At 39.1% G+C, this 18,784-nt stretch carries 24 protein-coding genes and 1 rRNA gene; 10 read left to right on the top strand and 15 right to left on the bottom strand.

Going from position 1 to position 18,784, the window contains the following annotated elements; genetic code table 11:
- Nucleotides 1-126 precede the first annotated feature (126 nt).
- A 5S ribosomal RNA gene (gene rrf, locus BMW42_RS14355) occupies nucleotides 127-241 on the top strand.
- Nucleotides 242-355: 114 nt separating this feature from the next.
- Here rrf and BMW42_RS14350 read toward each other — a convergent pair.
- The 3 genes from BMW42_RS14350 to BMW42_RS14340 all read right to left on the bottom strand — a co-directional run bounded on the left by BMW42_RS14350 (nucleotide 356) and on the right by BMW42_RS14340 (nucleotide 2,799).
- The gene (locus BMW42_RS14350) at nucleotides 356-1,729 is read right to left on the bottom strand and encodes a dihydrolipoyl dehydrogenase (RefSeq protein WP_092768906.1); all 1,374 of its coding nucleotides are present in this window, start codon (nucleotides 1,727-1,729) and stop codon (nucleotides 356-358) included.
- 316 nt (nucleotides 1,730-2,045) lie between these two features.
- A complete protein-coding gene (locus BMW42_RS14345; RefSeq protein WP_092768903.1) occupies nucleotides 2,046-2,471 on the bottom strand; it encodes a beta-lactamase hydrolase domain-containing protein in 426 nt (141 codons plus the stop codon).
- Nucleotides 2,464-2,799: a TIGR01244 family sulfur transferase gene (locus tag BMW42_RS14340; protein WP_035269714.1), complete on the bottom strand. Its 336-nt coding sequence runs from the start codon at nucleotides 2,797-2,799 to the stop codon at nucleotides 2,464-2,466. The genes BMW42_RS14345 and BMW42_RS14340 overlap by 8 nt, the downstream gene beginning before the upstream one ends.
- A gap of 123 nt (nucleotides 2,800-2,922) precedes the next feature.
- On the opposite strand from BMW42_RS14340, the gene BMW42_RS14335 reads away from it, so the two are divergent.
- From BMW42_RS14335 to BMW42_RS14325, 3 genes are all read left to right on the top strand, one after another.
- Complete coding sequence (locus tag BMW42_RS14335) at nucleotides 2,923-3,822, top strand: alpha/beta hydrolase (RefSeq protein WP_092768900.1); 900 nt, start codon at nucleotides 2,923-2,925, stop codon at nucleotides 3,820-3,822.
- Nucleotides 3,819-4,244 carry a thioredoxin TrxC gene (gene trxC, locus BMW42_RS14330; protein ID WP_092768897.1) on the top strand — a complete coding sequence of 142 codons (426 nt, stop codon included), beginning with the start codon at nucleotides 3,819-3,821 and terminating at the stop codon, nucleotides 4,242-4,244. Before BMW42_RS14335 ends, trxC begins: the two co-directional genes overlap by 4 nt.
- Before the next feature lie 80 nt (nucleotides 4,245-4,324).
- Nucleotides 4,325-4,693 (top strand): acyl-CoA thioesterase, encoded by a 369-nt coding sequence (locus BMW42_RS14325; RefSeq protein ID WP_218945426.1) that lies wholly within the window; start codon nucleotides 4,325-4,327, stop codon nucleotides 4,691-4,693.
- Between the two features lie 71 nt (nucleotides 4,694-4,764).
- Here the strand turns inward: BMW42_RS14325 and BMW42_RS14320 are convergent, their stop codons facing one another.
- Both BMW42_RS14320 and BMW42_RS14315 read right to left on the bottom strand, forming a co-directional pair.
- Nucleotides 4,765-5,265: a DUF4442 domain-containing protein gene (locus BMW42_RS14320; RefSeq protein ID WP_035269707.1), complete on the bottom strand. Its 501-nt coding sequence runs from the start codon at nucleotides 5,263-5,265 to the stop codon at nucleotides 4,765-4,767.
- Between the two features lie 28 nt (nucleotides 5,266-5,293).
- Nucleotides 5,294-5,782, bottom strand: coding sequence for a YajQ family cyclic di-GMP-binding protein (locus tag BMW42_RS14315; RefSeq protein WP_092768894.1), 489 nt, complete (start codon nucleotides 5,780-5,782; stop codon nucleotides 5,294-5,296).
- Nucleotides 5,783-5,873: 91 nt separating this feature from the next.
- Here BMW42_RS14315 and BMW42_RS14310 point away from each other — a divergent pair, with 91 nt between their 5' ends.
- Complete coding sequence (locus tag BMW42_RS14310; protein ID WP_092768890.1) at nucleotides 5,874-6,185, top strand: rhodanese-like domain-containing protein; 312 nt, start codon at nucleotides 5,874-5,876, stop codon at nucleotides 6,183-6,185.
- A 48-nt stretch (nucleotides 6,186-6,233) separates the two neighbouring features.
- Here the strand turns inward: BMW42_RS14310 and mnmC are convergent, their stop codons facing one another.
- The 4 genes from mnmC to BMW42_RS14290 are packed head-to-tail and all read right to left on the bottom strand — an operon-like array spanning nucleotide 6,234 to nucleotide 9,555.
- Nucleotides 6,234-8,138: an FAD-dependent 5-carboxymethylaminomethyl-2-thiouridine(34) oxidoreductase MnmC gene (gene mnmC / locus BMW42_RS14305; protein ID WP_092768887.1), complete on the bottom strand. Its 1,905-nt coding sequence runs from the start codon at nucleotides 8,136-8,138 to the stop codon at nucleotides 6,234-6,236.
- 32 nt (nucleotides 8,139-8,170) lie between these two features.
- Nucleotides 8,171-8,605, bottom strand: coding sequence for a hypothetical protein (locus BMW42_RS14300; RefSeq protein ID WP_092768912.1), 435 nt, complete (start codon nucleotides 8,603-8,605; stop codon nucleotides 8,171-8,173).
- Nucleotide 8,606: 1 nt separating this feature from the next.
- Complete coding sequence (locus BMW42_RS14295) at nucleotides 8,607-8,909, bottom strand: YciI family protein (RefSeq protein WP_035269693.1); 303 nt, start codon at nucleotides 8,907-8,909, stop codon at nucleotides 8,607-8,609.
- 31 nt (nucleotides 8,910-8,940) lie between these two features.
- Complete coding sequence (locus BMW42_RS14290; protein ID WP_092768884.1) at nucleotides 8,941-9,555, bottom strand: inner membrane-spanning protein YciB; 615 nt, start codon at nucleotides 9,553-9,555, stop codon at nucleotides 8,941-8,943.
- Between the two features lie 44 nt (nucleotides 9,556-9,599).
- Between BMW42_RS14290 and BMW42_RS14285 the strand changes: the two genes are divergently transcribed.
- Nucleotides 9,600-10,454, top strand: a complete 855-nt coding sequence (locus tag BMW42_RS14285; protein ID WP_035269688.1) for a PHP domain-containing protein — start codon at nucleotides 9,600-9,602, stop codon at nucleotides 10,452-10,454.
- Nucleotides 10,455-10,518: 64 nt separating this feature from the next.
- Here the strand turns inward: BMW42_RS14285 and BMW42_RS14280 are convergent, their stop codons facing one another.
- Together BMW42_RS14280 and radC are read right to left on the bottom strand one after the other, a co-directional pair.
- A complete protein-coding gene (locus BMW42_RS14280; RefSeq protein ID WP_035269686.1) occupies nucleotides 10,519-11,430 on the bottom strand; it encodes a bestrophin family protein in 912 nt (303 codons plus the stop codon).
- A gap of 103 nt (nucleotides 11,431-11,533) precedes the next feature.
- Nucleotides 11,534-12,220, bottom strand: coding sequence for a RadC family protein (radC, locus tag BMW42_RS14275; RefSeq protein ID WP_035269684.1), 687 nt, complete (start codon nucleotides 12,218-12,220; stop codon nucleotides 11,534-11,536).
- A 115-nt stretch (nucleotides 12,221-12,335) separates the two neighbouring features.
- On the opposite strand from radC, the gene coaBC reads away from it, so the two are divergent.
- Nucleotides 12,336-13,601, top strand: coding sequence for a bifunctional phosphopantothenoylcysteine decarboxylase/phosphopantothenate--cysteine ligase CoaBC (gene coaBC / locus BMW42_RS14270; RefSeq protein ID WP_092768881.1), 1,266 nt, complete (start codon nucleotides 12,336-12,338; stop codon nucleotides 13,599-13,601).
- Between the two features lie 63 nt (nucleotides 13,602-13,664).
- Here coaBC and secB read toward each other — a convergent pair whose 3' ends face one another.
- The 4 genes from secB to rsgA all read right to left on the bottom strand — a co-directional run bounded on the left by secB (nucleotide 13,665) and on the right by rsgA (nucleotide 15,981).
- Entirely contained in the window at nucleotides 13,665-14,123 is a 459-nt protein-coding gene (gene secB / locus BMW42_RS14265) for a protein-export chaperone SecB (RefSeq protein ID WP_035270796.1), read from the bottom strand.
- Nucleotides 14,124-14,146: 23 nt separating this feature from the next.
- The gene (gene grxC / locus BMW42_RS14260; protein ID WP_035270794.1) at nucleotides 14,147-14,404 is read right to left on the bottom strand and encodes a glutaredoxin 3; all 258 of its coding nucleotides are present in this window, start codon (nucleotides 14,402-14,404) and stop codon (nucleotides 14,147-14,149) included.
- A 12-nt stretch (nucleotides 14,405-14,416) separates the two neighbouring features.
- Entirely contained in the window at nucleotides 14,417-14,830 is a 414-nt protein-coding gene (locus tag BMW42_RS14255) for a rhodanese-like domain-containing protein (RefSeq protein ID WP_035270792.1), read from the bottom strand.
- 92 nt (nucleotides 14,831-14,922) lie between these two features.
- Nucleotides 14,923-15,981, bottom strand: coding sequence for a ribosome small subunit-dependent GTPase A (gene rsgA, locus BMW42_RS14250; protein ID WP_092768878.1), 1,059 nt, complete (start codon nucleotides 15,979-15,981; stop codon nucleotides 14,923-14,925).
- Between the two features lie 124 nt (nucleotides 15,982-16,105).
- Between rsgA and orn the strand changes: the two genes are divergently transcribed.
- From orn to BMW42_RS14235, 3 genes are all read left to right on the top strand, one after another.
- Nucleotides 16,106-16,660, top strand: coding sequence for an oligoribonuclease (gene orn / locus BMW42_RS14245; RefSeq protein WP_035270788.1), 555 nt, complete (start codon nucleotides 16,106-16,108; stop codon nucleotides 16,658-16,660).
- A 180-nt stretch (nucleotides 16,661-16,840) separates the two neighbouring features.
- A complete protein-coding gene (locus BMW42_RS14240) occupies nucleotides 16,841-17,575 on the top strand; it encodes a Bax inhibitor-1/YccA family protein (protein ID WP_035270860.1) in 735 nt (244 codons plus the stop codon).
- Between the two features lie 160 nt (nucleotides 17,576-17,735).
- Nucleotides 17,736-18,539 carry an enoyl-ACP reductase FabI gene (locus BMW42_RS14235; RefSeq protein ID WP_092768909.1) on the top strand — a complete coding sequence of 268 codons (804 nt, stop codon included), beginning with the start codon at nucleotides 17,736-17,738 and terminating at the stop codon, nucleotides 18,537-18,539.
- Nucleotides 18,540-18,784: the final 245 nt, after the last annotated feature.

Here is an 18,784-nt window from a genome sequence, read left to right as displayed (position 1 = left end):
AGTTAGATAAAACGCTAAACTGCACCAATTAAAGCAACTCAAATAGCTGTTAATAACTTCTTTGACCAAGCAAAGGCACGCAAACAATACATGCGAATAAGACCCAAGCAAAGTCACAACAGTTGTGCTGGCGACAATAGCAAGAGTGAACCACCTGATCCCTTCCCGAACTCAGAAGTGAAACCTCTTAGCGCTGATGGTAGTGTGGGGTTACCCATGTGAGAGTAAGTCATCGCCAGCTCATTATTCTAAACACCCCCTTCAATACAAGGGGGTGTTTTTTTATGTAGTAAAGAATGAAATAAAGATATAAAAATAAAAGCCCTCATGAGAGGGCCTTGTATCAAATAATAGATTAAAGTTGTCGTCGAGCGTGTTTTAACGCAGTTCTTAGGCCTTCCTCTAGCGTTGGATGATAGAAAGGGTGATCTAGAATTTCATCAACAGTAAGATCACTGGAGATAGCCCAAGCGAGCAAATGTGCTAAATGTTCTGCTGAATAACAAAGAAATTCTGCTCCGAGAAGTTTACGTGAGTGTCGATCGACGTAAACCTCTACAGCCCCAATATTTTGTCCATTGACAATCGCTCGTCCTTGCTTTTCGTAGGATACGATACCTGTAACGAACTCATGATTGGCTTTACGCAGTGTTTGATAATTGGAGCCGATCCCTGCCATTTCTGGCGAACTAAACATAATACCTAATGGCGTAAGACTTTTTTTCTGACTCGATTGATGTTGATTGAGGCAATTATGAACCGCCAATTTACCTTCATAAGACGCTTCATGCTGGATAGGCGTTGCAGTAAATGCATCACCTACAATGTAAATGGGGTAGTCACCAAGCTGTTTAGTGGTTGGATCAACAGGTAATTTCTTTAGATCAATGAATTCATCATTTATATGCTGAATATTTAACGTATCTAAATTCGTAGTACGACCAGTTGCAGATAATAGGTAATCAACTTCTATAGATTGATTGCTACCATTTTCGATAAAGTTAATTTGAACCTTATCTTCGCCTAATTTATCAACCTGCTCGGGTAAAATCTCATATTTGATATTTAATTCTTTTGAGAATATTTCTTGAGCAAGCGTTTGTAAGTCTGGGCTAGTCAATGAACCAATTTTTTTACTGCGAGCAAAAACTGTAGTTTCCACACCTAGACGCTGCATGGCTTGTGCAAGTTCGATTGCAATGACACCGCTTCCAATTACAGCTAAACTTTTTGGTAAAGTAGGTATTTCAAAGACTTGATCAGAAGTTAAATATAAATGACCAAGTTTTTGTTGCCAATCTTGATTTACTGTTGGTCTTGAACCAACAGCGATAATGAACGATTTAGCTTGGTATTTCTTATTATTAACATTGATTGTGTTTGCATTTACAAATGTTGCGCGACCTGAAATTTTGTGCGCTGTAGGCCATGAATTAACGTCCTTCAGTGTTGCATTTGTAAATCGATCACGTAATTGCTGTACATGTTGCATAACATCTTTAGTGTCAATTTGAGAAGAAATTTTTAGCCCAAGTTGTTCTGAAGTTCTCGCATTATAGGCAAGATTAGCTGATGAAATTAGAACTTTACTCGGCATACAACCTACTCGAGCACAAGTGGTATCCCACGGACCGTCGTTCACAATAAGTATATTTTGTGTAGTTTTAATGGCTTCTTTATAAGCTGAAATACCTGCAGTACCAGCTCCAATAATAATGATATCGTACATATTGTATTGAGTAAGAATGATTTGAATTCACTATATAAAAAAAACTTCGATGAATAAGGTTTTTTTTCAATTTATTACACTTAAACCTTTAACTTTTGGTGATATCCATATTTTGAAAATTTGTATTATTTAAAACTAAGTATTTTCATGGTTGTTATTGAAATAAGATGAAAGAAAAAGGCGCTTGTGCGCCTTTAAAATGAATAAGATACATTTATCTTATAATGATGTACCTGCATGCACACCAACAGTTGGTTTTACATTCATCGATGTGCAACCGAGTAAAAGAAACGAACAACATAATGCAATACAAATTTTATTCATGAATGAGTCCTAATGAATTTGCTTTATTAAATAGTAACGTAGAACGACTACCTGACTTACATACTAAAAGTATAGGTTTAGGTAGACTATTGTAATACTTCGCAAACTCATGAACATCTGCATCTGTTATTTGACCTGAAATAACAGGTTGGTAAATCAAACTGATTTTAGACTTTTCGGCTAAAGCTCTTAATTCACTTGCAGTTGTTTCGTTACCTGATTCTTGATCAGGACGGTTAACGATCACAGACTTAAATCCCTGCTGCATTAAGGCATTGAATTTTGTAGACGTCATATGACCCGATACACTCACAGATGGATTAAGTGCTTTACTGAGCGGTTCTGATGCTGAATGACTTAGTGTTACGATACTAAAAATGAAGGTGGAAAGGATGAATCTAAACCACATCTTAGTCATCAAGCAAATCCATTTGTTTTGCTAATTGGTAGAGATTATTAGAGCGATTTCCCGTACGACAGAACATTAATACTGGTTTTGGTAGCTCATTGAAATGATTTGCAAAAGTACGAACATCAAGCTCAGTAATTTGACCTGCAACTACAGGTTGGTATACATAATCTAAGCCTTGAGCGCGTGCAGCTTCTTCAATTTGGGCACTTGTTGGCTGTTCTGGTCCGCCTTCCATATCGGGGCGATTATTAATCACAGATTTAAATCCTTTTTCAACAACTTGAACTAAATGTTCTGGCCCAATTTGACCAGCAAAACCTACATTTTCACTCATTGCGTCACTCCCAAAATAAATTAAAAGACTATGCTACTATCATAGCATCTCGCTCAGATATGAGCTTTGATCGACACAAAAAATTTAAAATAAAAATCGTATGAATATATGCATGGAGCACCTATGTACGATTACACCGTAGAGCCGTTGTACGTACAAAAAGCAAATGAGTTGATCGCTGCTGACCTTTATTTGCCTGTCAAAGTTAAAAGACCTCCTGTGCTTATTATGGCGCATGGTTTTGCAGGATTACGTCAATTCAAATTAATCCAATATGCGCAACGTTTTGCTCAATCAGGTTTTGCAGTTGTACTCTTTGACTATCGTTGTTGGGGAGGAAGTACGGGTAAACCACGAGAAATGGTCTCTATCCGTCAGCAGCTAGAAGATTGGTATGCTGTGATTGCGCATATCAAATTATTCCCTTTGGTTGATGGACACCACCTTTTCTTATGGGGAACGGGTCTGAGTGGCGGATATGTTCTAAAACTTGCATCTGAGTTAAATGGGATTCGGGCTGCAATAGCGCAAGTACCCTTTGTGGACGGAAATGCCAGCAGTAAAATTTATCCAATTCAACATATGGCGCAGGCTTTAAAGTTATCGAGTCAGGATTTAATGGCAGCCAAAGTAGGACGTGTTGGAAAAACAATGCCTGTCGTTCATCCTTATGCATTAAGTTTTTACCCGAGTCAGGATAGTTATCAAGGGTATATGTCGATCGTTGATTCAAACTATTATTGGAGCGGTGAGGTGCCTGCAAGAGCTATGTTAGACGTCATACGATTTCGACCGATTACTACGGCAAGAAGTATTAAAATTCCTGTGTTATTTATAGCTGCCAAGAAAGATGCAGTTATTCCCATAGAGATTAGTCGTGAAACTGCAACCAATATGGCACCTTATGTGGAATACCATGAGTGGAATATGACACATTTTGATATTTATCAAGCAAATTGGATGGAAAGCGCAATCAAGCTTCAATTAGAATTCTTAGATCAAAATAGAGGAGTAAACTCATGATTGTTGTTTGTCCATCTTGTGGCGCAAAAAATCGTGTACCTGAAGATAAAATCCAATCTCAGCCGAATTGTGGTCAATGTCATGAGCATTTGATTCCGCTTGCCGCTATTGAGCTGAATGAGCAAAACTTTAGCAACTTTATTACCAACAGTGATTTACCAGTATTGATTGATCTTTGGGCAGAATGGTGCGGACCTTGTAAAATGATGGCACCGCATTTTACCGAAGTAGCCAAATCAAATCCGCATGTGGTTTTTGCGAAGATAGATACTGAAGCGAATCCGCGTTTAAGTGCAGCCTTTCATGTTCGTAGTATTCCAACGTTGGTATTGATGAATAAAACCAATGAAATTGCTAGAATAAGTGGTGCATTACGTGCAAATCAATTACAAGATTGGTTAAATCAGCAATTAAATGCTTAACCAATAGGCCAATATTTGGAGTGACTGTGTCAGATTCTCAACTTAAGCCAGAAGGTACATTATCCCTTCAAACCATTGCTATGCCTGCAGATACCAACTGGAGTGGGGATGTTTTTGGTGGTTGGATTGTTTCACAAATGGATTTGGCTGGAGCTATTCATGCAGAGCGTTATACAAAAGGTCGCTGTGCAACCATTGCAATTAATCAAATGACATTCCTTGTGCCTGTTAAGGTGGGTGATGTCATTAGTTGTTATACTAAAATTTTAAAGCTCGGAAATACCTCAATTCAAATGCAAATTGAAGTATGGGATAGTCACGACTCTTCACGTCCAGCGAAAAGAGTGACAGAAGGTGTTTTCACTTTTGTTGCGGTGGATGTGAAAGGGGCAAAACGCCAGATTCCAGATGATGTTAAACAAAAGTTTCAAGAATCTCTAAGCATCTAATCACAAAAAATCCCAACATCGTTGGGATTTTTTATTAGGGAAACTTTTTAGGATCAATATGATCATGAGCTTTATTGCTTAAGTTGAGATTTTGCAATCCAAGCCCAGAGCATTTCACATTGAATTGGCTCTTCGCCAGACTCATCTGTCACGATCACCTTGACAAGGGTTTCACCTTTTTCAGACTCTTGCATCTGTTTTTGTTGATCATCAGTCAATGTAGCGACTGCAGTCATCGCACCTTTAGATGGGCGTTTGAAATCTACTTTTAAGCTTTTTATTAATACGATTGAGGTATCGGGTACATTCATGCCCGTAACAAAGCCTGTAGCTGTTTCAGCGATCAGCGCCATTGCGCATGCATGCACTTGACCAATATGGTTTTGCATTGCTTTATGGTTTTCGATTTTAACGACAACTTTAGCATGACTAACTTCAAGATAACGTAATTTGGCGGTTCCCACCATTGGAACGACACGGCCAAAAGCTTTGCTCCATAAAGTACTACGGATACCTTGTGGAAACTTAGATGTCGCTTTTACTAACTTAGATAAACGATTGCCTTTTGCCATGATCAGTTCCTATGATGGAGCAAAGAGATTAGTCTTTGAAGTTGTTAAATTGAAGTGGGATACCGAATTGCTGTTCTTTTAAGAACACCATAACTTGTTGTAATGTATCGCGCTTCTTGTCAGTGACTCGGATTTTATCGCCCTGAATAGAAGATTGCACTTTGATACCACTTTCTTTAATGGCTTTATTAATTTTTTTTGCTGTATCAGAGTCAAGACCGTCTTTAAGTTTAATCACTTGAATGACATTTTTGCCAGATGCTGTCATTTTTTGCGGATCTAGTGCTTGAACGTCGACTTTACGTTTATAAAAGTGATTTTCCAGCATGTTGTAAACTTGCTCACATTGGAAGTCACTTTCAGTCGAGATCTTAATTTCTTTATTTTTTTCGTTTAATTCGATCGAAACGTCTTGACCACGGAAGTCGAAACGCGTTCCGATTTCCTTTTGTGTGTTTTGAACTGCATGATTTACTTCAAAAATCTCTAATTCTGAAACAATATCGAAAGATGGCATAGTTTAGACCTTTACAAATAGAAAGAATATCTGAGATGCTAGGGATGTTTTCTTCATTTGCCAAGTGTTGTTTACATCAAAGGAGTGCGCAATGATCCGTAAACAAGAAATTACAACATTTGAGTTCCCAGCTGACGCGATTATCTGGGATGTACGTGATACAAGTGCTTATGCTGAAGCACATGTGAAAGGAGCGGTGAACCAACCGATTTCCACACTTTCAGCAGAAAGCCTGACTCAAGTTGCAGCGGATCAACCGATTTACATTTTATGTGGCGGCGGAAGTAAAGCACCACGTGCTGCAGAACTATTAGAAGGCTTTGATAGTTCACGTGAATATGTGGTCTTAATGGGTGGTACTCGTGCTGCTCGTGAGGCAGGATTACCTTTAGAGCAAGGTTAATCATGGTTGAAAAAAAGCGCCTTATGGCGCTTTTTTAGTTTCAATAAATCATGGTGATTGAGTTTTAGCCTGAAAATATGGCTTCTTTATTCTTATTTTCTTTCTAAATCGATGAACATTGAGTTTATTGAGTAAAGTTTCAGATACAGGGCATGCTGTTTTTAAGATTTGAGCCACTAGAATTTCAGCACACAAAGGCGCAAATAAAAAGCCTTTAGAGCCCAAACCTGAGAGTGTATAAATCTCAGTATCAGATTCAACCTGACCTAAAAGCGGAAAATAATCCTGACTTTGTGCACGAACAGAAGCTCTACCATGCCAAGAATGATGGTCAGGAAATTGTGCAGCAATATCTGGTGCGAGATCTGCAAGTAACCTGTAGTTATGTTCATGATCTTCATCAAGAACATCTTGATCATCTCGATTAGGGTAAAAAGAAGCACCTAAAATGATTTGATGATCATTTAAAGGCATACAGTAGCCACCATAGCTATATGCTTCATGTTTCTTGAACTGTGAAGATGAAACATGATTAAACCAGCTAATTTGACCACGTATCGGTTTTAAAATTGGAAAATCATCAAAGAGATTCATACTTTCACGGGCACAACAAATAATCACGTGGTCAAATTGATATTGTTGTCCAACATGATCTGTTATACCGACTTGATGATTGGCAAGTCGGTCCCACGATTTGATTGTCGCTTGCTGAAATTCGATCAGTTCATTCGATAAAATTTCTTTAGCCAAATCATGTGGTCTGATTGTTCCAGCCTGTTTCAAGGTGAGGAATGCTTGGTTGAACAGGCTGTTTTCAGCAGCACAATTTGCTTCGAGTATGTTTTCTGGATATTGATTTGCAAGATCGAGAAGTTCATCAGCGTGTTTAAGAGGGATTTGATGGACTTGCGCGGCGTCAAAGGCTTCAAATTTTGAATAATGGTTCATTGCATGTTGCCATGCTAATGTCATTAAATGATCGGCACTTTGTTCAATTGGACAGAGCTTGGGATTCAATAAAGCCAGAGGATTTCCTGACGCGCCACTTAATGGCTCATGGCGGTCAAATAGGCTGACGCGGTGACCTCTTAATGCAAAGGCATAGGCACAACTTAAACCCGCAATTCCAGCGCCTACAATGCCTATACGGCGTTGAGAACTTGAGTGTGGTTTGTATTGGTAATCTTCGGGAGAGAGCTCACTTTTTTCAGCCTCTTCGTCTAAAGGCAGTAAAACTCCCTTTAGCATTTCACGTTTGTGTCCGAACCCTTTTGGGCGTGTAATTTTCACGCCGTGTTTTTTTAATCCTCTTTTGAGGATGCCAGCAACACTGAAAGAGGCAAAAGTAGTTCCAATATCTGATAGTCGAATAATTTGATTCAGAACTTGTTCTTCCCACATATCTGGATTACAGGCAGGAGCAAATCCATCTAAAAACCATGCATTGACAGTGCTAGTTTTGGCAATGACTGGAAAAACATCATGTGCATCACCTAACCAAATATCAATACTAAAACGCTCATCTGGAAAATGAAGGCGGTGGCATCCTGCAATCGGCAGTGGATATTGGGCAATGAGTTGATCTGATAAATGTTTCAGTTCAGGCCAAGCATTTAAAGCTCGGATCAGATCAGCCTTGCTCAATGGAAATTTTTCCACCGTAATGACATGCAGTTGACTATGATTATTTGGACGAATTGATTGCCAAAGTTGCCAAAGGGTGAGGATATTTAAACCCGTGCCGAAGCCAGTTTCTCCGACTGTAAAATGTTCAAATGGTTTTAAGTCCGATAGGCGTTCATGTAGATCATTACCATTGATAAAGACATGACGCGTTTCAAGAAGGCCATTGGCTTTTGAAAAATAAACATCACCGAAAATTTTAGAAACTGGAATATCGATTCCATCAACGAGTTGCCAATCGAGATCAGCAGTTTGAATGGCCTGAGTCAAAATTTGAAACCTTTGAAAAGCGTGTCAGTGGTTTACCACTGACGACGTCGTTTTGTATAGATGTAACTGGCAATAATAAAGCCGACAAAAATACCGACAGCCATTGTTGCTGCACCGTACAAAAACATTTGAGCACTACGTTCACTTTGAAGCACCTGAATTTGTACACCTAAATTATCATTTTTTAGTTGTAATTCTTGATTCTGTGCTAAAGCTTCTAGGTTTGCTTTTTCAAGCTGTTGGAGACGTGTTGCTTGGTCTTTGACTAAAGCCTTTACTTTTGCTTCTTGAAGCGCTTTATTTCGTGCAATTTGTTCAGCTGTAAGTGGCTTTGCAGGCGTAGCTGTTGCTGGCTGAGACTGTGCAGCTGGATTCGCTGGTGCAGCAGTAGTTGCTGCGGGTTCAGCCCAAGCTGAAGATACCAATGCAAAACTGATGAAAAGAGCAGAGCGTGTCAAATTCATCATCTTATTCATGTGGTAATGCTTTATTAAAAGGTTTTACGTCAATGCTGGCATAAATACCTTCTTTTAAAAAAGGCTCATCTGCTAACCATTCATCTAACGCTTCACGGCTTTCAAAATCTAAAATAAGGGTGCTGCCATAAAATCCAGCTTGTGGGTTATTACGATCTTTTGGCATCGCGCCCGCGACGATTACGCGACCTTCCTCAGCCAGTTTTTCAAGGCGTGCAAGGTGTTGTGGGCGTGTTGCTAAGCGTTTTTCAACAGTACCTTCTTGGTCGGTACACGTCACTACAAATAAGGGCATGGCGAAATCTCTATATCTTCTTTCAACACGATTATTCTTCTGCAGATTTAAAGTGTTTTCGTAAAATGATGAATTGAATAATGATAAATGAAAACATCACAATCATGTCACCAAAAGCAGTAAATTCACCCCAATATTTTCCATCCATGAACACGAAAGCAAAGAAAATATGCAATGATGCCATACCAACAAACATCGCGGCCCAAGCATAGTTTAAATTTTTCCATCCCTGCGGTGTTAAATTTAAAATAGGACCAAATAAGCGTTGAATGAGAGGTTTGCGGTCTTTACCAAAATAAGGTGAAATTATGAAAGCACCAGCAAATACAAAATTCAAGATCGCTGCTTTGAGACGAATATAAAAATCATCACTCAACATGAGAGTAATCCCACCAAAAATTACCGTCATAAATAAAACAATCCATTGTTGTTTATCGAGATGAAATTTTTGGCGGACAAATAATGCGCCGTAGACCACGAGCATAGAAATGATTAAGCCCGTTGTAGCAACGAGAATATGGTTATTATCGACGCCACCTGCAGAGCCGATCCATTGCAGTAAAGGGTGATTGTTATCTTTGGGATCGACAGTTTTGTAAAGCCAAAAGAAAATTATGAGTGGCACAAAGTCTAAAAGTGCTTTCATGTTAAAGTATCTATGCAGTTCAGGTGGATGGATTAGTATAAAAGATGCAAGGCGTAGATTTACACACACATAGTAATATTTCTGATGGAACTTTGTCGCCAGAGTTACTGGTTCAAGCTGCGCTCGAAAAAGGGATACATACCCTTGCACTGACTGACCACGATAGCATGGATGGTTTGGTTTTGGCTGAAAAAGTTGCAAAAAATCAACCAATTCAAATTATTTCAGGTGTGGAAATTTCAAGTCAGTGGTCTAGACCTTCGACCAAAAAAAGTTATGGTGTGCATGTGGTCGCACTGAATATGCAATCACCTGATCCTTTGCATAAGCTACTAGAACAACAAAAGATAATTCGAGCTGAACGTGCTCAACTCATCTGTGAATTGTTGAAGCCTCTTATTGGAGAGGATATTTACGCGGATGTGGTTGCGAAGGTCGAGGGTATACCTGATCGTGTGACACGAACCCATATTGCGAAGACGCTGGTCGAGAAGGGTCATGTTTCACGTCCGCAACAAGCTTTTGACAAATATATCAAGGAAGGTAAAAAAGCTTATGTTCAGTTTGAAGGACTTGGTCTGGAGGAAACGATACGTGTAATTCATGAGGCTCAAGGGTTTGCTGTTTTGGCACATCCTACCCGTTATGATTTATCTGCGACCAACATTCGTTATTTAATTGAAATATTTGCACGTTACGGAGGCGACGCAGTTGAGTTGCCACCTGCGATTGAGCCTACCTCGACGCGACAAATGGTAGACCGAATGATTGCCGAATTTGGGCTTAAAGTATCAGTTGGAAGTGATTTTCATGGAGATAATATGCCATGGATAAAATTGGGGAATATCCCTCAAGTGAAAGAGGGGCAGGTTGGCATCTGGGAAAGTTTTATTGTATAGAAATTCTCTTATAACAACGGATAAGAGAATTTTAGGCGTTGATAAGACATTCAGTTGTCACGAATCAAAGTAAGTTGTGATCTTGTGCTTGGATCGGTGGAGGAGTTGGTTTTCCTAAAGTCCCGAGTAGTTCAATCTCGATTGTACGAACCATGGCATCGAGTGGAAGATCATTACTTTGTGTACCAAAAGGCTCTTCTATTTCAGAGCTGAGCGCATCAAGCCCCAAAAACGTATATGCTAAAATACCGACTAAAAGTGGTGTCGCCAAACCGAGCACCGAGCCTAAACTAAATGGAAGCATAAAACAGAAAAAATAAACGGTACGGTTTAAGAGTACTGAATAAGCATAAGGTAAAGGAGTTGTAGCAATACGATCACAGCCTGTTTGAACCAAACTTAATTCAGTTACATGTTGGTTCATTTGTGTATAAATAATGTCTGAAATTTCGCCTTCTTTCAGTGACTGCATCAACTCCCATTGAATCAAACTTAATGTGTATTGTGGTGCATTGGCTTGCTGGTAAAGTTGAGTTAAAGCTTGTGGGCTCATGCCACTGGTTTGATGCAAAGCATCGGGACTGACTGTTTGATGACGAAGACGGTCACGCAGTACGTTCGCAAAAACAATCATATGCTGAATTACACGTTCACGACGACCTTGCGGCAAGATCCGGCAGTCTCGATCGAAATGTCGAGCATTGGCGATTAAGCTCCCCCATAATTTACGCGCTTCCCACCAACGGTCATAACACGCCGAATTTTTGAAACCTAAAAAAATCGACAATACTACTCCGATCAGTGTAAACCCAACCAAAGGAATTTCAGGGAATCTATAGAGATTTATATATTCAATTCCCCCCACGATTGCTGAAATCAGCATAACGATTCCAAGTGGAGGTAATACCTTCGGTAAGATGGTTCCACGCCATGAAAATAATAGTTTTAGCGTATCGGTTTGATCACGAACAATCATGTAAATCAATCTTTCATTTTTCTATGATCTTCACTAGTTCAGCGAGTATTGTCAATGATAAAAAATGGAAACTTCGAGCAATTTTATTCTGTAATTTATAGACTTATTCTCGGATCAGTTGGTGCTCCATAAAAGAGTAGCTGCCTTCGGTGGAAATGATGACATGATCGAGTAATTTAACCTCAATTAAATTACAAGCTCTACTTAAAGATTTCGTCAAATTGATATCGTCAATTGAGGGCTGAGGAATTCCTAAAGGATGATTATGTGCAATAATCACAGCACTCGCCTGAGTGTGGATGATATGTCGAATAAACTGATTAATTGAAACTGCACAGTGGTTAGTAGAACCAAAGAATAATTTTTTAAAATTAATTTTTCTGAGCCTTGCATCTAAACAGAGTACCGCGAAAATCTCTTGAGATTCGCCAATAAGTTCATAGCGAAGATAATCTTGAATTAAATCAGAGCGACTTAAATCAATTTGTTGGTTCAATTGATGTTGCAAGTAACGCCGTCCAAGCTCTTTTACAGCCATCAATTGAGAGTATTTAGTGTCTCCCATGCCATGGAACATGCGAATTTCGTCTATCGATGCATCAAACACTGCATTTAAGCTTCCAAAATGTTGCAACATCAATCTTGCTAATTCGACCGCAGAATGTTGTTGAGATCCTGATCTTAAAAAGATGGCGAGGAGTTCTGCATCAGAGAGGCTATGAGCACCTTGGCGGAGTAATCTTTCTCGCGGTCGTTCTTGTTCGGGCCATTGTTTGATCGAATTATTCATTATTATTCACTGTTTTAAATTATTTTAACTTTTGAATATTCACCAAGGTATATCTTGGGTGGCAGAATATTTAATGCTATTGTGAGCGCCACTGCAATAAAAAGGTGACGTGATCTTGAGTTTTGATCTTAGTGTGTTCTCCAATAAAAATATTATTCTTGCTGTTACTGGTGGTATTGCTGCTTATAAAAGTGCCATCTTAGTACGCCGACTTAAAGATTGCGGATTTAATGTCCGAGTTGTAATGACTCAAGGTGCCCAAGCTTTTATTACGCCGCTTACCTTTCAAGCATTGTCGGGTAATCCAGTGCATACTGAACTTCTAGATACAGAAGCTGAAGCTGGAATGGGGCATATCGAATTAGCACGATGGGCGGATTTGGTACTTGTTGCTCCTGCCAGTTGTGACAGTATTGCCAAATTTGCTTGTGGATTAGCGGATGATTTACTCAGTACACTCTATTTGGCAACAAAAGCACCTGTTTGGATCGCACCAGCCATGAATCAACAAATGTGGGCGGCTAAAGCAACACAGCGCAATTTAAGTAGTTTGGTTGAGGATGGTGTGCATGTCATTATGCCTGAGGCGGGTTCTCAAGCGTGTGGCGATGTTGGATTAGGACGTATGCCTGAGCCTGAAGATTTAGCTGAACAGGTACGAGAATATTTCCATAAAGCGCAGCGTGCAATTGCAGAAAAATTTGGCTTGCTGGCGGGTAAAAAAGTGACGATTACCGCAGGTCCAACTCGAGAGGCAATTGATCCAGTGCGTTATATTTCAAACCACAGCACTGGAAAAATGGGGTTTGCTATTGCTGCTGCATGTTATTCAGCAGGTGCTGAGGTGACACTGATCGCGGGTCCTGTCAGTTTAGATACACCGAATGGGGTGAAGCGTTTAAATGTATCTTCAGCGAGACAGATGCTTGATTTAAGCATGAATCAGTTGGAAACAGGATGTGATGTATTTATTGCGACAGCTGCCGTAGCGGATTATCGTGTTGCAGAAGTTGCGGAACATAAAATCAAAAAAGCTGGTGATGAGTTAGCTGTCTCTCTTGTTAAAAATCCTGATATCGTGGCGACGATAGCTTTGCAAGACAAACGTCCATTTATGGTCGGTTTTGCAGCTGAAACGCGTAATGTTGAAGAATATGCCGCAGGTAAATTGGTGGCTAAGAAACTAGATATGATTGCATGCAATGATGTTTCAAGAGTGGATATTGGTTTTGCTTCAGATGAAAATGCGATGACTGTGTTTTTTGCTGAACAATATGAAATGGAAAAACGTGATCTTGAAAAAGCTTCAAAGCAAGAAATTGCACAACAATTGGTTGAAGCTATCCATGATGCATTACATCAAGAAAAACGACCTGTTTAAATGTAGGATATAAAAAAGACCGCAAATGCGGTCTTTTTTATAAGGGGGAAGTTAATCAAACGATTAAGCTTGACCTTCAGCAGCTGCAGCTTGAGCGCGTTGCATGTTTGCCTCAAACTCAGCATCGAAGTTAATCGGTGTAAGAAGTAATTGAGGGAAGCTACCTTTAGTTACAAGATCGTTCACCGCTTCACGAAGGAATGGGAACAAAATATTAGGGCAATAAGCACCAAGAATGTACGGAAGACGTTCATCTTCAACGCCATCAATCAAGAAAATACCTGATTGTGTTACGTCTACGATAAATGCAGTTTCACCTGCATTCGCAGCTTGTACAACCACTTTTAAAGAAACTTCAAAATGAGTTGGATCTACTTTTTCAGCTGATGAAGAAAGATTGATGTTTAACTCAGGTTGCCATTCTTTTGTAAAAACCGCAGCACCAGGAACTTCAAAAGAAATGTCTTTTGTATAAATACGTTCTAATGCTAATTGTGGTTGAACTTGTTGTTCTTCACTCATTCTTAATTCCTTAGATTTAGTGATTATGCCAATAATTCGTCTAGTTTACCTTCACGCTCTAAAGCATAAAGTTGGTCGAAACCACCGATGAATTGATCTTTAATGAAAATTTGTGGCACTGTGCGGTGGTTGGTTTTTTGCATTAACTCAACACGAACCTCAGGTGCTTCTTTTGATAAATTAATTTCTTTGTACTCAATGCCTTTACGTTCAAGGAGTTGCTTTGCACGTACGCAATAAGGACACATCGTTGTTGAATATACAGTCACTTGAGCTGTCATTTTACAAACTCCTTAAGCTTTTTTGCTTTTTACTAAAGGTAAGCCTTGAGCTTTCCAGTTACTGATACCACCGTCTAAACGATAACTATCTGTATGACCGACTTGTTGTAGAGCAGAGCCTGCAACTTGGCCTAAATTACAAATGAATACCAATGGACGGTCCGCAGCTTTTAATTCTTCAACATTTGCAGCAATTTGACTATATGGAATATTACGACTACCGCTAATATGACCTTCACGGAAATCTTTAGCATCGCGCAAATCAATCAGCATCGCATTTTTAGCTTTCACTAAAATTCCGAGCGATTGTGGAGAAATTTTACGACCACTACGTTGTCCTTCAAAAACGAAAAACAAAACAATAAGGGCCCCTAAAATTGCAAATAAAAAGGGGTGATTCCCCATAAATTCGAACCAACGTTCCACAAATCACCTAATGACTAATTAAAAACTGCGTTGAGTATAACGTATATATATGGTGATCAAAATCACCGCTTCAAGGGCGTGCTTAAAGAAAACTAATTTTTTTGTTGCGCCTCAGTAATCTCATCAATTAGACGTAGATAACTTTCTAAACGTCTTTGTAAAATATCACCATTTTTGACACCTTCTTTAAGCGCACATTGCTTTTCGTGCGTATGGGTGCAATTGCGATACTGACAATGTCCTAAGAGTGCAGAAATTTCAGGAAAGCCACCATCGATTTTCTCATGATCTAAATGCCATAAGCCAAATTCACGAATACCTGGGGAATCGATTAAAGCACCATTTTCACCAAAACGAATTAAACGTGTTGAGGTCGTAGTATGTTGACCGAGTGCGGAGTTTTCTGAAATGACATTGGTTTTTTGATCAGCATCAGGAATGATGGCATTAATAAGTGTACTTTTCCCAACACCTGATTGACCTACAAATGCAACAGTTTGATTGTCAATACGTTTAATCAACTCATCTAAATTACCATTAGATTGGGTCAGGATGAAGTCATAACCAAGTTGACGATATTCTTCTGCTAACAACAAAATTGGATCATTTTCTTTCAGTAAATCACATTTGTTTAATACTAATAAAGCAGGAATATTGGCATCTTCACATGCAACCAAATAGCGATCGATCAGGGTTGGTGCAGGGTCTGGTAACGGTGCAATGACGATGACGATCAGGCTGATATTTGCAGCTACTGGTTTTACTTTGTGATAACGATCTGGGCGAGTCAACAAGGATTGTCGTGGTTGAATCGCTGTGATAATACCTAAGCCAGTATTTGGATCTGCTTGCCATTTTACGCGATCACCTGTAACCAATAATTCTAAATTGGTACGGGTATGACAACGCCAAACGCTATTCAGCTCAATAGGTTTCCAAAAAGGTTCTGGCTCACCTTCTTTGGTATCTGGTTTTATTGGATGTTGATCAGGCAAGGAGAGGGCTTGTACTTCGAGTTGTCGACCATAGTGTTGGACGACTAAGCCTTCTAAGTCGTGAGACGTGTCGATTTCTTCTTGACGTGTTTGATGTTGTTTCTGAATACGACGTTGTTGTTGCTCTGTCAAACGACGCTTACGAATTAAAGCCATTCACAACCTAAAAAACCTTGAAATTTAGATGGCAAAAATAGCATGATGAGCCATGGATTTACAGCCAAGATCGGAATAATTTGCTACTATCCATCTTTAATTTAGCCCAATAAGATTGCACTTTATGAGCAGCACCCCAGATACCCGCTTAATTTGGATCGACCTTGAAATGACAGGGTTAGATACAGACAATGATCAAATTATTGAAATTGCAACGATTATTACAGATGATCATTTAAATATCCTTGCTGAAGGCCCAGTGTTAGCTGTACATCAGTCAGATATTATTTTAAATGCGATGGATGAGTGGAATACACGTCAGCACGGGCAATCTGGACTTATTGAACGCGTACGCCGTAGTAAGTTAACTGCGCAAGATGCTGAGCAACAAACACTTGAATTCTTAAAAAAATGGGTCAATCCAAAATCATCTCCAATGTGTGGAAACTCAATTTGCCAAGATCGCCGTTTCTTACATCGTTTAATGCCAGAGCTTGAGCAGTTCTTCCATTACCGTAATTTGGATGTGTCTTCTGTTAAAGAGTTAGCAAAACGCTGGCGCCCAGAAATTATGAGTGGTTTAAAGAAAAATGCTTCTCATCTTGCGATGGATGATATTCGTGACTCAATTGCTGAATTGAAGTATTACCGTCAATATTTTTTCATCTCAAATAATTAAAAAGTTCTGTTGAAATTTTAGAAAAGGGGCTAAGGCCTCTTTTTTATAGATTTTATAAATGATCGAAAGAACAAAGTATTAATTAAAATGTTTAAAAGTTGATAGCAAAAAATAAACTGATTTTTATGCTGATAGATCTCAGAATAGTGAAAATTTAAGAATGATAACAGAGACTAAGTTATGCAAAGTAGTAATCCGATTTTAACCCGTGTAGAGACGGTATCCAATTATCAACAACCCATGACCATTCAAGGTGCGATTCAGAAATCTGTTGTATTAACTGTGATTTCGGCAGCGGTGGGTATCGCGCTGTTTATTTATAGTTTTATGACTTTAAATGTATCACTCGCCTATGCTAGTGCGATGGTGGGGGCGATTGGTGGATTCATTCTGGCACTCATTACTACTTTTAAGCCGAATACTGCTCGAACTTTAGCTATTCCATATGCTTTATTTCAAGGTGCTTTTTTAGGGGGTATTTCAGTCATATTTCAACTGAAATACCCTGGAGTTCCTTTAAAGGCCTTGCTCGCAACATTTGTCACGACTTTGGTGATGTTCGCGCTTTATCGGTTTCAAATTATTCGTGCGACTGAGAAATTTAAAGCGGTTGTGTTGTCAGCCACCATTGCGATTGCGATTGTATTTGTTCTCCAATTTATTATGAGTCTAGCTTTTGGTTCGAGCATTCCATATATATTTGATAATAATTGGCTAGGTTTAGGATTTGCAGCTTTTGTCGCCATTATTGCATCATTAAATCTAATTTTAGATTTCGACCTGATTGAAAATGCCGCAGCTCAATATGCGCCTAAAGCGATGGAATGGTTATGTGGAATTGCCTTATTAGCCACTTTAGTTTGGATGTATTTCTCTTTCTTGCGTTTAATTGGTCTACTGTCTAGTAATGACTAATGTCGTTCAGCTAAGGCGTGTAAAAAGATCAGACTGATGTCTGATCTTTTTTTAGCGTCTAATTCGGTTTAACAATTTTTTGAAAAAAGATGCATTATGCAATTTCGTAAATGCTCTAGACTTGGCATCATGCATGAAAATTAATTTAAGTGAGAGTCACATGGCACAAGGACTATTAGCAGGTAAACGTTTTTTAATCGCGGGTGTTGCGAGTAAATTGTCGATTGCATTCGGTGTTGCAGAAGCTTTACACCGTGAAGGTGCAGAATTGGCATTTACCTATCCTAATGAAAAAATGAAGAAGCGTGTTGATGACTTTGCTGAACAGTTTGGTTCAAAACTAGTTTTTCCATGTGATGTTGCTGTTGATGCTGAAATCGAACAGGCATTTGCTGAATTAGCAAAACATTGGGATGGTTTGGATGGCGTAGTGCATTCAATTGGTTTTGCACCAGCACATACTTTAGATGGTGATTTTACTGAAGTTACTGATCGTGAAGGTTTTAAAATCGCGCATGACATCAGTGCCTATAGCTTTATTGCCATGGCTCGTGCGGCAAAACCACTTTTAACTGCTCGTCAGGGCTGTTTGCTCACACTCACTTACCAAGGTTCAGAGCGTGTGATGCCAAACTATAATGTTATGGGATTGGCGAAAGCATCTTTAGAGGCTGGCGTTCGTTACTTGGCTTCAAGTTTGGGTGCTGAAGGAATTCGTGTAAATGCGATTTCAGCTGGTCCAATTCGTACGCTTGCGGCTTCAGGTATCAAGTCTTTCCGTAAGATGCTTGATCTGAATGAAAAGGTTGCACCTTTAAAGCGTAATGTCACGATTGAAGATGTAGGTAATGCGGCATTGTTCTTGTGTTCACCATGGGCAAATGGTATTACTGGCGAAATTTTATATGTAGATGCTGGTTACAATACGGTTGGTATGAGTGCAGATTTAATGCTAACAGAATAAATCTCATCGTAAGAAGAAATAAAAATCGGCAATTTTATTGCCGATTTTTTTACATTTTTTAAAGTTCATTTATGTAACCAAGACTAGGTAAATCGTATTTTTTTTGATTAAATATTAAGGAATTCTTTAGCTTTATTAAATTATAAAAGTCAGATAATAACCATGCTTGCCAACATCTTTTCGGCATTGGAACAGCTCGGCCTAACCGCCCAAAACAGAGCCCTCCACATCCAATTCAGTCATTC

The organism is Acinetobacter sp. DSM 11652, assembly GCF_900109815.1.
In the GTDB taxonomy this organism is placed as follows: Bacteria; Pseudomonadota; Gammaproteobacteria; order Pseudomonadales; family Moraxellaceae; genus Acinetobacter.
The sequence above is the reverse complement of the archived record's forward strand: the minus strand, read 5'-3'. Positions and strand labels throughout refer to the sequence as shown.

What these genes read in the sequence shown, in the direction of transcription:
- BMW42_RS14325 (WP_218945426.1), top strand. Translation starts at nt 4,325, where the DNA reads ATGCCTGCAGATACCAACTGGAGTGGGGATGTTTTTGGTGGTTGGATT.
- BMW42_RS14320 (WP_035269707.1), bottom strand. Translation starts at nt 5,265, where the DNA reads ATGGCAAAAGGCAATCGTTTATCTAAGTTAGTAAAAGCGACATCTAAG.
- BMW42_RS14285 (WP_035269688.1), top strand. Translation starts at nt 9,600, where the DNA reads ATGCAAGGCGTAGATTTACACACACATAGTAATATTTCTGATGGAACT.
- secB (WP_035270796.1), bottom strand. Translation starts at nt 14,123, where the DNA reads ATGAGTGAAGAACAACAAGTTCAACCACAATTAGCATTAGAACGTATT.
- BMW42_RS14240 (WP_035270860.1), top strand. Translation starts at nt 16,841, where the DNA reads ATGCAAAGTAGTAATCCGATTTTAACCCGTGTAGAGACGGTATCCAAT.
- BMW42_RS14335 (WP_092768900.1), top strand. Translation starts at nt 2,923, where the DNA reads ATGTACGATTACACCGTAGAGCCGTTGTACGTACAAAAAGCAAATGAG.
- BMW42_RS14340 (WP_035269714.1), bottom strand. Translation starts at nt 2,799, where the DNA reads ATGAGTGAAAATGTAGGTTTTGCTGGTCAAATTGGGCCAGAACATTTA.
- BMW42_RS14315 (WP_092768894.1), bottom strand. Translation starts at nt 5,782, where the DNA reads ATGCCATCTTTCGATATTGTTTCAGAATTAGAGATTTTTGAAGTAAAT.
- BMW42_RS14295 (WP_035269693.1), bottom strand. Translation starts at nt 8,909, where the DNA reads ATGCCCTTATTTGTAGTGACGTGTACCGACCAAGAAGGTACTGTTGAA.
- radC (WP_035269684.1), bottom strand. Translation starts at nt 12,220, where the DNA reads ATGAATAATTCGATCAAACAATGGCCCGAACAAGAACGACCGCGAGAA.
- BMW42_RS14350 (WP_092768906.1), bottom strand. Translation starts at nt 1,729, where the DNA reads ATGTACGATATCATTATTATTGGAGCTGGTACTGCAGGTATTTCAGCT.
- BMW42_RS14300 (WP_092768912.1), bottom strand. Translation starts at nt 8,605, where the DNA reads ATGATGAATTTGACACGCTCTGCTCTTTTCATCAGTTTTGCATTGGTA.
- rsgA (WP_092768878.1), bottom strand. Translation starts at nt 15,981, where the DNA reads ATGGCTTTAATTCGTAAGCGTCGTTTGACAGAGCAACAACAACGTCGT.
- trxC (WP_092768897.1), top strand. Translation starts at nt 3,819, where the DNA reads ATGATTGTTGTTTGTCCATCTTGTGGCGCAAAAAATCGTGTACCTGAA.
- BMW42_RS14235 (WP_092768909.1), top strand. Translation starts at nt 17,736, where the DNA reads ATGGCACAAGGACTATTAGCAGGTAAACGTTTTTTAATCGCGGGTGTT.
- BMW42_RS14290 (WP_092768884.1), bottom strand. Translation starts at nt 9,555, where the DNA reads ATGAAAGCACTTTTAGACTTTGTGCCACTCATAATTTTCTTTTGGCTT.
- BMW42_RS14310 (WP_092768890.1), top strand. Translation starts at nt 5,874, where the DNA reads ATGATCCGTAAACAAGAAATTACAACATTTGAGTTCCCAGCTGACGCG.
- grxC (WP_035270794.1), bottom strand. Translation starts at nt 14,404, where the DNA reads ATGACAGCTCAAGTGACTGTATATTCAACAACGATGTGTCCTTATTGC.
- orn (WP_035270788.1), top strand. Translation starts at nt 16,106, where the DNA reads ATGAGCAGCACCCCAGATACCCGCTTAATTTGGATCGACCTTGAAATG.
- BMW42_RS14280 (WP_035269686.1), bottom strand. Translation starts at nt 11,430, where the DNA reads ATGATTGTTCGTGATCAAACCGATACGCTAAAACTATTATTTTCATGG.
- BMW42_RS14345 (WP_092768903.1), bottom strand. Translation starts at nt 2,471, where the DNA reads ATGACTAAGATGTGGTTTAGATTCATCCTTTCCACCTTCATTTTTAGT.